This is a genomic window from Aquirufa lenticrescens, from assembly GCF_019916085.1.
Lineage (GTDB): Bacteria > Bacteroidota > Bacteroidia > Cytophagales > Spirosomataceae > Aquirufa > Aquirufa lenticrescens.
Genome location: NZ_CP049834.1, coordinates 628,698 through 644,503, shown reverse-complemented (window position 1 = coordinate 644,503; position 15,806 = coordinate 628,698). Strand labels below are relative to the sequence as shown.

The 15,806-nt window shown below is 42.5% G+C and carries 11 protein-coding genes; 8 read left to right on the top strand and 3 right to left on the bottom strand.

Annotated elements, in window-relative coordinates; all coding sequences use genetic code 11:
- The first annotated feature begins 102 nt into the window (after positions 1 to 102).
- Positions 103 to 2,532 (top strand): TonB-dependent receptor domain-containing protein, encoded by a 2,430-nt coding sequence (locus G9X62_RS02955; RefSeq protein WP_223131321.1) that lies wholly within the window; start codon positions 103 to 105, stop codon positions 2,530 to 2,532.
- Between the two features lie 172 nt (positions 2,533 to 2,704).
- Here the strand turns inward: G9X62_RS02955 and G9X62_RS02950 are convergent, their stop codons facing one another.
- Positions 2,705 to 4,807, bottom strand: a complete 2,103-nt coding sequence (locus G9X62_RS02950; protein WP_223131320.1) for a TonB-dependent receptor domain-containing protein — start codon at positions 4,805 to 4,807, stop codon at positions 2,705 to 2,707.
- Positions 4,800 to 5,396 carry a DUF4956 domain-containing protein gene (locus G9X62_RS02945; RefSeq protein WP_223131319.1) on the bottom strand — a complete coding sequence of 199 codons (597 nt, stop codon included), beginning with the start codon at positions 5,394 to 5,396 and terminating at the stop codon, positions 4,800 to 4,802. The genes G9X62_RS02950 and G9X62_RS02945 overlap by 8 nt, the downstream gene beginning before the upstream one ends.
- Before the next feature lie 154 nt (positions 5,397 to 5,550).
- On the opposite strand from G9X62_RS02945, the gene G9X62_RS02940 reads away from it, so the two are divergent.
- From G9X62_RS02940 to G9X62_RS02910, 7 genes are read left to right on the top strand one after another with little or no spacing between them, the layout of a single operon-like run.
- Complete coding sequence (locus tag G9X62_RS02940; RefSeq protein ID WP_261345541.1) at positions 5,551 to 5,982, top strand: Rieske (2Fe-2S) protein; 432 nt, start codon at positions 5,551 to 5,553, stop codon at positions 5,980 to 5,982.
- On the top strand, positions 5,982 to 6,893 hold the full coding sequence (locus G9X62_RS02935; RefSeq protein ID WP_223131318.1) for a DUF5777 family beta-barrel protein: 912 nt from the start codon (positions 5,982 to 5,984) through the stop codon (positions 6,891 to 6,893). Before G9X62_RS02940 ends, G9X62_RS02935 begins: the two co-directional genes overlap by 1 nt.
- On the top strand, positions 6,890 to 7,426 hold the full coding sequence (locus G9X62_RS02930; RefSeq protein ID WP_223131317.1) for a YceI family protein: 537 nt from the start codon (positions 6,890 to 6,892) through the stop codon (positions 7,424 to 7,426). Before G9X62_RS02935 ends, G9X62_RS02930 begins: the two co-directional genes overlap by 4 nt.
- Positions 7,423 to 8,127 carry a c-type cytochrome gene (locus G9X62_RS02925; RefSeq protein ID WP_223131316.1) on the top strand — a complete coding sequence of 235 codons (705 nt, stop codon included), beginning with the start codon at positions 7,423 to 7,425 and terminating at the stop codon, positions 8,125 to 8,127. Before G9X62_RS02930 ends, G9X62_RS02925 begins: the two co-directional genes overlap by 4 nt.
- A 31-nt stretch (positions 8,128 to 8,158) precedes the next feature.
- Positions 8,159 to 9,070, top strand: coding sequence for a bile acid:sodium symporter family protein (locus G9X62_RS02920; RefSeq protein ID WP_223131315.1), 912 nt, complete (start codon positions 8,159 to 8,161; stop codon positions 9,068 to 9,070).
- A gap of 54 nt (positions 9,071 to 9,124) precedes the next feature.
- Positions 9,125 to 14,602: a gliding motility-associated C-terminal domain-containing protein gene (locus G9X62_RS02915; RefSeq protein ID WP_223131314.1), complete on the top strand. Its 5,478-nt coding sequence runs from the start codon at positions 9,125 to 9,127 to the stop codon at positions 14,600 to 14,602.
- Positions 14,603 to 15,487 (top strand): PorP/SprF family type IX secretion system membrane protein, encoded by an 885-nt coding sequence (locus tag G9X62_RS02910; protein WP_223131313.1) that lies wholly within the window; start codon positions 14,603 to 14,605, stop codon positions 15,485 to 15,487.
- Here G9X62_RS02910 and G9X62_RS02905 read toward each other — a convergent pair.
- On the bottom strand, positions 15,484 to 15,756 hold the full coding sequence (locus G9X62_RS02905; protein WP_223131312.1) for a hypothetical protein: 273 nt from the start codon (positions 15,754 to 15,756) through the stop codon (positions 15,484 to 15,486). The two genes, G9X62_RS02910 and G9X62_RS02905, sit on opposite strands and share 4 nt — an antisense overlap.
- Positions 15,757 to 15,806: the final 50 nt, after the last annotated feature.

Sequence of the window (15,806 nt, the reverse complement as noted above, 5' to 3'; positions counted from 1 at the left end):
TTTTATCTATACTCTTTACTCTATCCTCTCTTATCTTCGTTAAAATTACCGCTCATCAAAAACCCTTTCTTTGATTAACGTTTTTGTGGGAACTTTGTCCCCATGAAATTATTAGCATTACTACTTGTTTGTTCGATTACGGCTTTTGGCCAAAATTCCTTACACCTCCGCCTCCAAGATTCCAATAAAGAAGCACTACCATTTGCAACGGTTCTTTTGAAAAAAACGACTGATTCCAGCCTCGTAAAAGGGATGAATACAGACGAAAATGGAGAATTACGGGTTACTAAATTACCCCTGGGTAAATTTACTTTAACCCTTCAATCGACTGGTTTCAAACCAACGAAAATCGCCTTAGATGAGATATCAACGGATACTCAAATCGAAATAGGGGTCATCACATTACTGCCATTAAGCACCGAATTAGCGGAAGTGAAAGTGACGGCAACGAAACCGTTTATCGAAAAAAAGCTAGATAAAACGATCGTTAATGTGGAGAATTCTGCCATGGCGGCTGGAAATACGACAATGGAATTATTGGAGCGTTCTCCAGGTGTGATCGTGGACAAAGATGGCAACATTTCCCTTAGAGGAAAATCGGGTGCAGCCATCATGATTGATGGGAAAATCTCCTACTTAAGTGGGGCAGACTTAGCGAATTATTTAAAGAATTTACCGGCTGACCAAGTCTCTCAACTAGAGATTATGGCTAATCCATCCTCTCGATATGATGCGGCAGGAACGGGTGGTATCATCAATATCAAACTTAAAAAGAATTCCAATATCGGACTGAATGGGTCTGCTAACGCAACTGTAGCACAAGGAGTTTATTCTCGTCAAAGTACCGGGGTGAATTTGAATTACCGGAAGAATGGTTGGAACTGGTTTGGAAATGGATCAGTGGTGAACCGATCAACATTAGAACGTAATTATTTAACACGTTACTTTAGAACCCAAAACGAAGTTTGGGAGAATGGATATGGTTTTAAAAATGAGAACCAAACGACGCAATTGAAAGGTGGCGTGGACTGGTATTACTCGAAGAAAACGACTGTGGGTATTTTGGTCTCTGGAAATATCAACCAATATACGTTGAACAATGGCTTAAATCAGACGATTCAATATACGAGTGGGGGTACGGCTTTGACTCGGTTAAATACCTACAATAATGTGGGAAATCCGAGCCATAATTACGCAGCTAATTTCAACTTCAAGCATAGCTATGATAGCACGGGTCGTGAATTAACGATTGACCTAGACTATGCGCGATTTGTGGATAATAGTGGCTCTAATTTGCGTTCACAGTTCCAGCGAGGGGACTTTAGCACTTTGCGTGCAGACTCCCTTTTGTTAAATAATGCAAACTCCCTGGTAGACCAATATTCCTTCAAATTAGATTACGTTCTACCCTCCTTCTTGAAATCGAAATGGGGCACAGGTTTGAAATCCTCTTATGTGAAAACAGATAACGATTTACGCTTCCAGGGCAAGAACGATGGGGCTTCATCCTATACTTTTTTAACGGGCCAAAGTAATCACTTCGTCTATGAAGAACAAATACACGCCGCCTATTTAAACACGGAACGTGCCATCGGGAAATTTAGCTACCAAATCGGTTTACGTGGCGAATGGACATTAGCGGATGGATTATCTCAGGCTTACACAGCGAACTCGAAGGACTCCACTTTCCACCGCGACTACGCGCAGTTATTTCCGAGCGCTTTTTTGCAGTATGACCTTTCCAAAAACCACAGCCTTGGTTTGAATTATTCCCGTCGCATCGACCGACCTAGTTATGGAGATTTGAATCCATTTGTGTTCTTTTTGGACAACTACACGTTCAAAGTGGGAAATCCAATGCTGACCCCTCAGCTGACTAACTCATTAGAATTAAGCCACACGTATATGGGCGCTTTCAGTACGATTTTGGGCTATAGCCACACCACAAATGTGATCACGGAAATATTAAAGCAAGACACGCAAGCCAGAAAATCTTACCAAACATCGGCTAATATGGCCGAGAGGACTAATTATAGCCTTGGATTCTCCTTGCCTATCCCCATTGCGAAATGGTGGTCTACGAATAACGATATCTACTTTAACCGCGCGGAATTAGTCGGAAAAGTAGAGAATGCCAGTCTTAGTCCTGTCAATAATCAATTTTACATCAGCTCAAACCACATCTTCACTTTACCCAAGGCATTCCGCTTAGAAATCGGCGGCAATTACTTTACTGGAGGTTTAGAGAGCGCCTTTATTTTTGGGGCAGGTGGTGCGCTTAATTTAGGTGTCCAAAAAACGGTGATGAACAAACGCGGTGTTATCCGCCTCAATGCGCAAGATGTACTTTACACGTCTAACCCAGATGTATTTATCAAATACGGCGATTTAGATATCGTGGTTCGCCCTCGTCAAGATTCCCGCGTAGTTCGTTTGAACTTTACGTATCGATTCGGAAATATGGCGATTAAGGGAGCGAGGGAAAGAGCGACGGGGTTAGAGGCGGAGAAATCGAGAGTGAAATCGAAATAATAATGCGCTGAGGATATGGCTACTAAAATTGCCTCGTTTATTTAAATGTAAATCTAAAATTGCGCTGCGCGATAATTTTGTGATTTACATTTAAACAAACTCTCTAACTCAAAGAGAGAAGCTTAAAACGAAATGCGTAAAAATATCGCGCAGCGCATTTTTAGCATTCGTTTTAATCTTCGATATCTATCTCGTCTTCGTTAATCCTCTTCCTCTCCCGAGCCTCTTTCATCTTCTTGCTCTCAAACTTGTAGCTGAAACCGATGTAATAAATGCGGGTTTCTTTCTTGCGTTCAAGGTCGCTGACAAAACCGAAAGGACGGGAGTCGTAGATCATTTTTTGTGTGTTAAATAAATCGTTAATCCGAGCATTAATGGTGAGCCTTCCTAAGTCTTTTTTCAAACCCAAATCAACGGTATAATAAGGATTGATAATTCCCAAAGGGTTTATTTGAACAGACTGGTATATTCCCGAAAGCTGGGCTGACCAATTGTTTTTCCATTTGAATTGCTGGTTCAAACGAGAGTTCCAGCTCCAGCGGTTCTCAGAAACTTGCGTCCCATTAATTAAACCTTGTAAATCAGTCTGGTAGACGGAGGAACTAAGGGTTATTTTAAAAGCCTTTGAAACAGACCAAGTGCTGAGATTCTCGAAACCCCAGGCACGGGATTTGGAAATATTCTCATACCGCGTCAAGGTAGTATCTCCATCTAAAAAAGTTCTCACACGGCCGACTAATCCAGTGATTTCACGATAAAAAACCGAGTTAGAAACAGAAAGAGATTTAAAATCTTTCACATGTGATAGTTCGAGCAATAGGGCCTTTTCAGGATTCAAAGAAGGATTGCCCGCATTCAAATTCAAAGGGTCAGCAAAGGAGATGAACGGATTCAGGGACTTATAACTCGGTCTGGTAATCCGAGAAGAAAGTGCAAACGAAATCAACTGTGAAGTAGAAATGGGGTGTAAAATGGAAAGTGATGGGAACAGATTCACATAGTTTTGTAACACATCACCCCCAATTTCAGTGGCCTCGACGCGAAGACCTCCATCTAGCTGAGCGAAACGCGCTTTTTGAGATATCGAAACATAGGCCGCTTGAATGTGTTCCTCATACCTAAACCCATTAGAACGAACGCCATCTTTGACATAAATCCCCTCTTTCTGTTTTTCATACAAGAATGAATTTTCAAAAAAGCGCGAGTTCAATTTGAACCCATAGTCGAGCGAAAGCTTTTTTGAAAAGGACTTAGTCCAATCGCCCTGCAATAACAAGGTGGAGTTTGCACTGAAGGCAGATGAACGCTCGTAGCGCACAGGAATGTTGGGATTAGGGGTGTCAAAATCCCCGTAATAGTAGTGCTGAAAGAATTGATTGGCGTCGGAACCTTGGTTTTGGATCCACAAAAAATCGATCTTACCGTTCGCACTAGGACTATAGGATAGGTTCAAATCAAAGCCTACATCACGCCCATTCTTATCCGCATCGCGAGCATAAAAGCGGTCTGCAGCATAGCTGAATTCACTTTTATTGTAGCGCACCTCCGAATTGTGATCAGACGATAAACGGCCAATAAATGAAATCCCGAAAGTCCGGTCCTTGTTGAAAGTGTAGATCGAATGTAGGCGAAGAGATTGGTTGAAATCGCGGTTGATTTCATTGGTGGTTTGGGCAATTTGTGAAAAGCCAAAACGGCTCGGATTTTCGCGGTAGAGGAATTGGTAGTTGTTACGCGTATTTTGGCGTAGATTCAGATCAACTAAATGCGTCCACCGTTTGTAACCTTTTGCATAGGTAGCCGAAAGCGCATATTTGTCATTTGTTCCGAGGTTTGAATTCAGACGCAAGGACTCCGTTTTCGACCCTTTCTTCAAAATGATATTTAAAATTCCTGAACTACCTTCCGCGGAATATTTAGCACCAGGATTCGAGATAATTTCGATTCGATCGATCTGATCTGCGGGATACAAACTCAAGGCATTCGCACGAGAGGAACTTAAAATTCCAGCAGGTTTTCCATCGAAATAAATGATTAGATTTTGATTCCCCCGGTAATTCACATTCCCATCGCTGGTCACATAAATGGAAGGAATGTTACTCAACACATCGTACAGATTACCTCCTAAATTCGTCAAATTCGCCCCCACCTGAAATACTTTTTTCCCGGGGTCACTCGTTATCTCTGAGCGAATACCGTTAACTCGAACCTCTTGCAAAGTATCTTTCTGCGCAAAGGCAAAGAATGGGAAAAGAAGAAAAAGAAACTTATGCATCTAAATCAAGGGATCCGGACTCATTTTCTTTGGAGAAATAAAACACCCTTAATTGCGCGATTCCACGTTGATAATCAACCTTAACAACCTGTACTTTGTGAATGGGATATCCCGTGCGCTCCGTTAAATCTTTTAATAATTCAGTGCGTTCCGCTGGTTTAATTAAACCCAGGTTATCGTAATTCAAAGTTTGGTAATTCTCATGCGTCAGAGACAAAGTACGACCTAATAAAAAAGTCATCGCCACTAACACCGAATTCGCTACTAAAAGCATCTCAATGTTCACTAAAGAGGCCAAAGAGTTAATAATTCCCAGCGTCACCACTAAGAAAAAATAGCCCATTTCACCGATAGGCACCGTCACTGTGCGGTAGCGAAACATCGAAAAAAGAGCAAATAACCCAAAGGCAAAACCAAACTTCAAATCAGCCTCCGCTAAAAGATAACACAGCACAAAAAGAATGGTATTAAACAAGAAAAAGGTGAAAACGAAGTCGTTATTCCGGTATTTAGGATAATAAATAAAACGCACCACGATGAATGTAAACAATAAATTTAGGGCGTAACGAATCAAAAAGGTTTCTAGCATTTGTTCTTATTTATCTTCAAATATAACCATTTCCCTTTATCTGCCCTATTTGCCTATTCATCATTTCATTCTGATCTTTCATCGACTACTGATAATAATCATTTATTAAACGCTTAAATATTCCTAAATTTCAAATGTAAAAGCCCTCAACACCATGGAAAATAAAATCAAACGCCACGAATTCTTAAAATCATTAGGCTTAAAAGGTGCCTCTCTTTTAGCTGTTTATTGCGGTGCATCCGCCCTTTCTTCTTGCACAAATGAATCTGTTTCACCAGCCAGTAGCGTGGACTTCACTTTAGATTTAACGAATACAACCTACAGTAAATTAAATACCGTAGGGAATTATGTGATTGCGAATGGCATAGTCGTAGCGCGCGTTTCAAGCACCACTTTCGCAGCAGTAACCCAAGTTTGTTCACACGAAAACAAAGCAAATGTTATTTATAGCGGCGGAGGATTTTATTGCACGCAACATGGAGCCACTTTTTCTACTACAGGCGCTGGAACAAATGCCAATGGTAGCAAAGGAATCAAAGCCTACCAAACGACCTTATCTGGAACTAACCTTCGCGTATTCTCCTAATGAAAAAACTACTCTTACTTCTTTTTTGTAGCAGTCCACTTTTTGCCCAGGATGATCTTCTCGATATGCTGGAGAAAGAGGATGCGAAGAAAACGACCTTCACCCAGGCCACTTTCAAAGGTACACGTCTGATTAATGGTCAAACGGTGGAAACACTTGCGAAGCAACATCTGAATTTTTGGATCTCTCACCGTTTTGGATCTATTAACTCTGGATTCATTGATAATTTTTTAGGTTTAGATGAGGCCAAAATCCGTTTAGGCCTAGAATATTCGTTAACTGACAAATGGCTTTTAGGAGCTGGGCGCTCGACTATCGAGAAGACTTACGACATCTATTCCAAGTACAAGGTGTTAGCTCAATCGAATAAAATGCCTGTTACCGTTACCCTATATGGAGGGATGACGACTAATACGATGCCTAGCGGCTACACAACTTCTAGCGGAAATGTGATGCGCTACCAAAATAATTTGCAACGCCAGTCCTACTTTGGCCAACTACTCATTGCCCGCAAATTTAGCGACAAACTTTCGCTGCAATTGATGCCCACAGTTTTGCATAACAACAAATCAGAATCCATCTACTTAGATAATAATTTGTTATCGATGGGTTTTGGGGGTCGATATAAACTCACAAATCGCCTGAGCGTTTCGGCAGAATATTATAAAAATATCGTGGACAAAGAGGATTATGAGGAAGGCTCAGGCGTAGCTTATCCTTACCAAGATTCCTTTTCTGTCGGTTTTGATATCGAGACAGGCGGACACGTTTTTCAATTGCATTTGACGAACTCTCGCGGAATGACCGAGAAACATTTTATAGGCCAAACCCTAGGCACCTGGGGCGCAGGCGATATCTTTTATGGCTTTAATATGGCCCGTACTTTCAGTTTAGAACCTAAGAAAAAATGAAAAAAATATTTCTTTTAGCCTTGCTATTTATTGCATTCCAATCCAAAGCGCAATTATTTATGACTACGAATGGGGAGGTCTCCTTTTTCTCCAAAACTCCGATGGAGGATATCGATGCCGTCAATAAATCCGTTTCCAGCATCATCAATACGGCGACGAACGAAGTAGCAGTTCAAATGCGCATCACGAATTTCGTCTTCCCTAATAAATTGATGCAGGAGCACTTTAACGAGAATTATTTGGAAAGTGAAAAATTCCCATCAGCGACCTTTAAAGGAAAAATCAAGGAATCAGTAGACCTAACTGTAGCCGGAACCTACCCTATCACCGCATCTGGATCAGCTACCATTCACGGGATTACACGTCCCATCGAATTGAAAGGAACGATTGTTTCTACGGGGACAACACTTGCCTTAACTTGTCAGTTTGAGGTGAAATTAGTGGATTACAAAGTAGATATCCCTAAGATTGTGTTTGCCAAAATCGCAGAGGTCATCAAAATCTCTTCTAGAATGAACTACACGAAGAAATGAAAAGAGTAGGGATATTCGCGGTCTTACTTTTGGCATTGTCTTGTTTAAATGACAAAAACCAACCAAACCCTGTTACAACAGGGGGAGATACGAATGCAGGAACTGTTCTGAATCCCAGTACGCCAGCTGCTAACTGCAGTCCAGATACCGTTTATTTCCAACAAACCATTCTTCCGCTGATCACTTCAAATTGTGCCATGAGTGGCTGCCATGATGCTATTTCTCACAAAGAAGGAGTGATTCTAACCGATTATGCACACATTAGAGCCTATAGCTCTGCCACTAATCCGACCGCGAGTAGTCTTTATCGAAGTGTGGTTAATGGCTATATGCCACCTAAAGCACCTTGGCTTGCCACCCAAAAAGCGACTCTTCTAAAATGGATGCAGCAAGGGGCAAAAAACAATTCTTGTGTGGCATCGGCAGCTAATTGTGATACGACAGTTGTTTCATTCAGTGCTACCGTTTTTCCTATTTTGAAAACAAATTGTACCGGTTGCCATAGTGGAACCAGCCCTTCAGCAGGTATCGATTTGAATTCATATGCCGCAGTTAAGGTTCAGGCAGCTAATAGTAGCCTTGTGGGCTCCATTACCCATACAATTGGATATATACCCATGCCTTCCAGAACAGCCTATTTAAGTAACTGCGAAATTAGCCAGATAAAGGCCTGGGTGAAAGAGGGTACGTTGAACAATTAATTTTTCGTAAATTGACAGCAAAAACCAAAAGATGAAAGGCTTATTATTCACCTTCAGCATCATTGCCGCTGTCATTTTAACCCTTATTTTCCCTGAACCCTTCCTTGGTTTTGGTGAGCTGAAATTCAAAATCTTTATTATTCCACTCTTACAACTCATCATGTTTGGCATGGGTTCAACGATGAAGATGAGTGACTTTGCCGAGGTATTACGCTCACCTAAGGCAGTAGTTTTAGGTGTCTTTTTTCAATTTACCATTATGCCCTTCGTGGGCTGGGGCCTCACAAAGGTATTTCAATTCCCGTCAGAAATCGCGGCAGGTATTATTTTAGTGGGTTGCATGCCTTGTGGTTTAGCCTCTAACGTGATGTCTTATCTTGCCAAAGCCAATGTAGCTCTCTCCCTCACCTTAACATCCATTGCCACCATCTTAGCACCATTACTTACACCTTTGCTAATGAAAAATCTTGCAGGGCAATTAATTGAGATCGATTTATGGGCGATGGTTTGGGAAATCAGCAAACTAATCATCATCCCCATTACAGTAGGTGTCCTGTATAATCGATTACTGGGATCTCGCTTTCAATGGTTTGAAAAAGCATTACCCACCATTTCGATGTGGAGTGTAGGAGCGATAGTAGTTATTATTACGGCAAATGGTAGAAACGCCTTGGTGGCGGTGGGCCCCTTATTAGTTTTGGTTTGTTTACTGCATAACCTCTTCGGGTTTATTTTAGGTTACTGGGGCGGACGTTTAAGTCAGTTGCCCGAAAAAGATTGTCGTACCATTGCCATCGAAGTAGGACTCCAAAACGCCGGATTAGCCTCAGGCCTTGCCATGGCGATGGGAAAAGTGGGAACGCTGGGATTGCCGGCAGCAATTTTTGGCCCAGTCATGAATATCAATGGTTCCGCGCTGGCGAATTATTGGAAGGGGAAATAAATCGTAAACCAGTTATTTTCCGTAATTTTAGTATCCATCTGTTCTTCATCATACATGAGAAAATTATTTCTCTACTTGTTTCTGTTTATTCAATTCGCGGCACTAGCTCAGTCTAGTTGTCCTGCTCCGATCATTTCGGGTAACACTGCGAATTCCAGATGGCGCGTAATAGGTAGCGAAGTAAAGACATTTAATGCTAATTCTTGGATTCAATCACCCGCTACCCTTACCCAAACTACAAGACAATACAAATTAGAGGTAAAAGGGACCTATGGCATAGAAAATAGCATCAATCACCTTGATGCTGCCTACCAAAGTCCCCTTTCAACACAAGTAATAGGTACTGGAACGCCTTCGCTGATTACGAACGGAAGCAATAAATGGTTATTAAATAATGCAGTCCCACCTGCTCCAAGCAACAATTCCGATTACCGAAGTGATCATATTTATGAATATTATCTCGGCGTAGGAGATGGTTCAGCTAAATATTACTACTCCTATGCAGACCCAAACCCAGGTGACAACAGCGGTTCACTAGAATTTACGCTTTCTTATAATTCAGGTTTAGCTCAAATATGCACAGGTGGATCAGCCATCTTAACTACAGCCGCCACCTCAGGAACGATTGAATGGTTTAAAGATGGCGTTAGTATTAACCAATCAACGCAAAGTATTACCGTCACAACACCGGGAATTTATACCTCTAAAACGACTATTGGAGGATGTACAAGTCCGGCTAGTAATCCCATTGAAGTACGATTTCTTCCAGACCCTTCTGTTACTCTAAGTGCGGTTGCAGATATTTCTTCTAATGCCGAAAGCTTTGCATTACCCTATACTAATAAAGTCCAAGGAACAGACACCTACTCCATTTATGCAGGGGCTAATGCATTAAATGGGTTTGATGAAGTACTGAATGCCCCTATTACAACTTCACCTATGGCTATCACTATACCTTATGGGCAGGTGGGTACATTTGATTTTAATTTAGTTGTAAAAAACTCCCAAGCGAATTGCATCTCTGCACAGATCCCCTTTACCGTTACGATTTATTTAGCCCCTCCTACCGGCTTAAATTATAGCACCCCTAATAAATTTGTGGTGAATCGTCCTGTTACATTAACTCCTACCTTCATAGGCCGCATTGATAATTTTACTATCAATCCTACCTCCCTTCCTCCCGGGTTGATTTTTAATAATTTAACCGGACAAATCACAGGCACCCCTACACAAACAACCAGCACCCAGACCTACACCGTTTCAGGAAGCAATAGCACTGGAACTCCAACTACGGCTACATTTACTATTCAAATAGTTATTCCGCCACCCACCATTTCAATAACCACTGGCTCTGAATATGTATTTACACAATACACTGCCATTTCTCCTATTTCCCCATCGGTTACAGGTAGTGGTGTAACCTATGATTTACAGGGTACATTGCCAGCAGGTCTTTCTTTTGATTACAGCAATGGAACTATCAGTGGCAACCCACAGGTGCCTATGCCACGAACTAGGTATGTCATCATAGCAACTAACTCAACGGGACCTGCTCAATCAGAAATTTTTATAACGGTTCGTATCGCTGCTCCTACGAATTTAGCCTATGTTGTTCCCTCTCGTTTTTACACAGGAACTACCATAACGCCTATTACACCTACTAATTCAGGTGGAGTCATTTCAACGTACACGATTGACCGACCTTTACCTACCGGATTAACTTTAAATCCGAACACAGGAGTAATTTCAGGGACTCCCACTGCCATCACTGCTGCTACTGCTTACGTAATTACGGGGACAAATTCAACGAGTTCCACCAGTACAACCATTAACTTTGATGTGGTTATACCTCCTCCATCTAATTTAAGTTATCCCGGTCCTTTCCAATTTTATCAATTTGTACCTATTACTCCTATGGTACCCACGGTAACAGGACAGGTAGATTCCTATACCATCGTACCCGTCAATTTACCTACTGGTTTAACATTCAATACAACTACAGGAGTCATAAGTGGGACACCTACGGCTTTAAGCGATCCTACACTGTATACCATTACGGCCATCAATACCACAGGACAAGTAGTCGCCACGACGAGTTTTTCTGTCGTCATTCCTCCTCCTACTAATTTATCTTACCAAACACCTTGGATCTTTACAGAGGGGGCAGCCATTCCTACTTTGTCGCCTACGGTGACCGGAGCTGTATCACGTTACACAATCACTACTTTACCACCAGGGTTGAGTATCAATGCGACAACAGGTTTAATCAATGGCACACCTACAGCAGCTATGCCACAAGCGATTTATACCGTTACAGCTGAGAACAGTACCGGATTTACCACCTTTGACATCGACATAACTGTTCGAATAGCTGCACCGTCTGGATTGTCTTATTTTACTCCAAATATTTTTGAAGAGCGAGTTCCTATTCCAGATTTATTACCGACGGTCAGTGGTGTGGTGGCAAACTATACGGTAAACCCCACTTTACCTGCGGGATTAGGCATCGATCCTGCCACGGGGAGAATCTCGGGCACACCTTCTTTGGCAAATCCGGCCACAAATTATACGATTACTGCTTCTAATTCCACCGGAAGCACTGGGGCCACCACGAACATCACCGTCCTCATCGCCCGGCCACAAATTTCCTATACCACACCTAATGTGTATTATGAGACAGTGGCGATTACTCCATTAGTTCCTAACAAAAACGGAACGGTTGTTAATTCATTTGCGATCAGTCCGGGCTTACCTACTGGATTGAATTTTGACACCAGCACTGGTATTATTTCAGGGGCATCTACCGTCCAAATCCCTAGAACTACATTCACCATTACGGGAACGAATTCGACGAATACAGGCTCAACTACTGTAGATATTACGGTAACCATTCCGCCGCCTACGAATCTAACGTACGTGAACCCGCCTACCTATTTTACCGGTACAGCTATTAGTACCTTAAGTCCTACGGTGACGGGGTTTGTAGCTTCTTATTCGATCGATAAACAACTTCCTGATGGACTCAATTTTGATACGAGTACGGGAATAATTTCCGGAACACCTACGCAGGCCATCCCTACTACCATTTTTACAATAACCGCTACAAACGTAGCAGGATCAAGCTCATATGCTCTTCCTATCACGGTATTGATTCCAGCTCCGTCCGGCCTATCCTATAATTCTCCTAATGTTTACGAAGAAGGGGTTGATATCGCACCGCTGAATCCTACCGTAACAGGTTATGTTGCGTCTTATATCGTATCTCCGGCGCTGCCTGCCGGTTTGATTTTAGATGCTACGACGGGACGGATTTTTGGGATACCTACTTTAGCCAAACCGACCTCAACCTATGTGATTACCGCGACGAATACAACGGGATCTACCTCAACGAATGTAGTGATAACGGTACTAATTGCGCGGCCTCGAAATCTGGTATATGCTACGCCTAAGGTCTTGTACCAAAACTTTCTTATCCCAGATATCGCTCCATCGGTTTCAGGAACAGTGACGACCTATTCCATCGACCGAACTCTGCCGGCTGGACTCGCCTTTAGTTCAACTACAGGCATTATCAGTGGAACGCCTACGGCTTTAAGTTCGATGCAGACCTATGTAATCACGGCTAGAAATAGCACGGGTTCGGCGACGGCGAGTATTGACATTTCGGTGGTGATTGCTCCTCCTTCTAATTTGGCCTACTTCAGTCCCACTCGATTAATACAAGATAGTACGTTAGCACCGGTTAGACCGACCTATTCCGGTTTAGCGACTGCCTTTACGATAGACAAACCTTTGCCTTTAGGGCTCACATTCAACAATGCGACGGGAGAAGTTACGGGTAAACCGAGCGTCTTCACGGGACTTATACGCTATATCGTAACGGCCTCCAATTCGACGGGGTCTACCTCTGCACCTTTGGACTTAGAAGTATTAATAGCTCAACCTAAAAATCTTTCCTACGCCACTCCTGTCATTTATGAGGAAGAAGTGCCTATCACTCCATTAAACCCGAGGGTAACAGGAAAAGTAGATTTATATACCATCGACAAAGCATTGCCGGATGGTTTGACACTTAATCCAATCACAGGAGTCATTTCAGGCACCCCTACAAAAGCCGTTCCTTTAACCATTTATTGGGTGACGGCTACGAATACGACAGGTACGGCGAGAGCCCGCTTCATCATCACCGTTTTGATCGCAAGACCACGTATTAGCTATCCGGAGCCTGTGCTAGGATCGCAAATTAACCCAGTTTATACGGGGGTCGATTTATTTATTGCAGGGCAAACAAATCCGCCATTAATCCCAGTTACAAAAGGAGTTATCGCTAGCATTAGTGTCAACAAACCTCTTCCTGCTGGATTAGTATTCGATCCGGTAACCGGAATCATATCAGGGACTCCTACAGCTTTAAGACCGCCTACTACCTATGTAGTCACTATTACCAATAGCACAGCCTCCACGACCGATACGATTCGAATTGCTGCGGTGGTTCCTCGTCCGAGCAGCTTGAGTTATACGACTCCTCAGACCTATATTGAGAAGATTAAAATCAGTCCTTTAAACCCAAGTGTTCAAGGAATTCCTACTCTGTATACGGTGGACAAACCATTGCCGGCAGGCTTAACATTGAATCCTAGCACTGGATCCATTACGGGAACACCTACGAAAGCACAAGATTTTACGGATTATGTGATTACGGCCACGAATTCAACGGGATACGACACATTTACTATTTCCATTAAAGTCCTCATTGCTTTTCCAGAAATTAAATACCCCTTACCAGGTGTATTCAGACAAGGAGTACCGGTGAATTTCAAGCCTACATTGGTGGGGATTGCAGATGTCTTTACCATTGATTCGTTATTGCCGGCTGGGCTCAATTTTGACGCGAAAACGGGTCTCATTTCTGGCACGCCTACGTGGCCAGCCAAACCGAGAACTTATATAATCACGGCTACCAATTCTACTGGTCCGGGCATAGATAGCACGACCATCACCGTATTAGAAGACGTGAATTATGACACGGATAAAGATGGCTACACGGATATCGTGGAGATTGGTGGTGATCGAAATAATCCAGTGGATACGGATAAGGATGGACTTCCTGATTACAATGATTTGGATTCCGATGGGGATGAAATCAAAGACGAATGGGAAAATGATTTGAATTATGGCGGTCTTCCAGATTGCGATCACGATGGGGTGGATAACCGAATCGATCCAGATGCTTGTGACCCGGTTGCCTTCCAGGGGATTTCACCTAATGGAGATGGAAAAAACGATTATTTAGTCATTCCAGGCGTGATGCGTACTACGCCTAATACCTTAACGGTGTATGACCGAGTTGGCAATATCGTGTTTGAAACCAAGGATTATGGCAATAATTGGGGAGGGGAAACAAACCTTGGAAACCCACTTTTAGCAGGAGATGGACTATTACCTGACGGCGTATATTTCTATATTTTAGACTATAATGGCGTGAGACCTCGGGTTTCTACTTATATTTACATCAATCGTTTGAAGAAATAAATGAAATTACGAGTTGTGATTTTAGGGTGTTTGTTAGTTTTAGCTGGCCAAATAAAGGCCCAGACTGACCCCGTATTCTCTTTATTTCGATTATATCCGCAAGTGATTAACCCAACCTTTGTGGGCGCTAGTGATAAAAACGAGATCATTCTGGTGAATAGAAACCAATGGACGAACATGCCTGGAACACCAGTCACAACTGCCTTGATGGGTAACTTCAATTGGGGAGAGAAAATGGGCGTGGGTTTCACTGCTTTTCTAGATCAATTAGGCCCCGTAAAAGCGACTTCGGTGAACAGCGATTTTGCCTATCACTCGCTCATCAATGACAAATGGGCCCTCTCAGGAGGTATTCGTGTGGGGGTGACTAATTTAGCTTTGGACTTTGCTGGTTTGAGTTTATTAGATCAAACGGACGAGCTATTTACTCAGAACTATTCGACTGGATTACAGATCAATTCAGGTTGGGGAATTCGCCTAGCGAAAGAGGACAAGTTCTATGTGAGTATTTCACAACCGAGGATGCTTTGGAATGATTTTGGCCTCCAAAACGGGAAATACAAAGACGCCTCCTTCTATTACGGGATGATAGGCAAGAAGCAAGTAGTAAGTAAAGCGGTTAGTATTCACACGAATGCCATTGTGCGTGCCGCAGCCGATTTGCCCTTAAGTTATGATATTAACCTAACCGGATCTTTCTACGAATTACTTGATGTGGGTTTTGGCTACCGAAACGACAACGCGATTGGCGTTAACTTAGGTGTTCAATTTAGTCCCACCGTATATTTAGGTTACCAATACGAGATGCCTACGAATACCATCTCTAGAATCACCAATCAGACGCACGAATTCGTGTTAAAGTTCCAATTCGAGCGCGGTAACTAACGCGTCTCTAATTCCGAGAACAAGTTCAACCCCGCACCTCCAGCTAAGTAAAGTACTTCCGCTAACACCGCTTGTGTATACAATCCATCTACATCAGAATTTCCGAAAAACTGAAAGTCAGCCAAGATTAATCCCAAGCAAAGTAAGAAATTGCTGATCACAAAAAGTTTGATAGGTCCTGTTACTTTAGCCACTTTGAATGCCTTTAAATAACCTTCTGTCGCGTAGAAAAAGAAGGGTAATACGAGTAATGATTTGATGTTTTTCATATTGTTATTGTTTTGTTGATACAAATTTTCATTTATAGTTCGCCAAAAGT

Excerpts from the sequence above, each read along its gene's own strand:
- G9X62_RS02940 (WP_261345541.1), top strand. The coding sequence starts at position 5,551 with ATGGAAAATAAAATCAAACGCCACGAATTCTTAAAATCATTAGGCTTA.
- G9X62_RS02930 (WP_223131317.1), top strand. The coding sequence starts at position 6,890 with ATGAAAAAAATATTTCTTTTAGCCTTGCTATTTATTGCATTCCAATCC.
- G9X62_RS02955 (WP_223131321.1), top strand. The coding sequence starts at position 103 with ATGAAATTATTAGCATTACTACTTGTTTGTTCGATTACGGCTTTTGGC.
- G9X62_RS02915 (WP_223131314.1), top strand. The coding sequence starts at position 9,125 with ATGAGAAAATTATTTCTCTACTTGTTTCTGTTTATTCAATTCGCGGCA.
- G9X62_RS02950 (WP_223131320.1), bottom strand. The coding sequence starts at position 4,807 with ATGCATAAGTTTCTTTTTCTTCTTTTCCCATTCTTTGCCTTTGCGCAG.
- G9X62_RS02945 (WP_223131319.1), bottom strand. The coding sequence starts at position 5,396 with ATGCTAGAAACCTTTTTGATTCGTTACGCCCTAAATTTATTGTTTACA.
- G9X62_RS02935 (WP_223131318.1), top strand. The coding sequence starts at position 5,982 with ATGAAAAAACTACTCTTACTTCTTTTTTGTAGCAGTCCACTTTTTGCC.
- G9X62_RS02920 (WP_223131315.1), top strand. The coding sequence starts at position 8,159 with ATGAAAGGCTTATTATTCACCTTCAGCATCATTGCCGCTGTCATTTTA.
- G9X62_RS02905 (WP_223131312.1), bottom strand. The coding sequence starts at position 15,756 with ATGAAAAACATCAAATCATTACTCGTATTACCCTTCTTTTTCTACGCG.
- G9X62_RS02925 (WP_223131316.1), top strand. The coding sequence starts at position 7,423 with ATGAAAAGAGTAGGGATATTCGCGGTCTTACTTTTGGCATTGTCTTGT.
- G9X62_RS02910 (WP_223131313.1), top strand. The coding sequence starts at position 14,603 with ATGAAATTACGAGTTGTGATTTTAGGGTGTTTGTTAGTTTTAGCTGGC.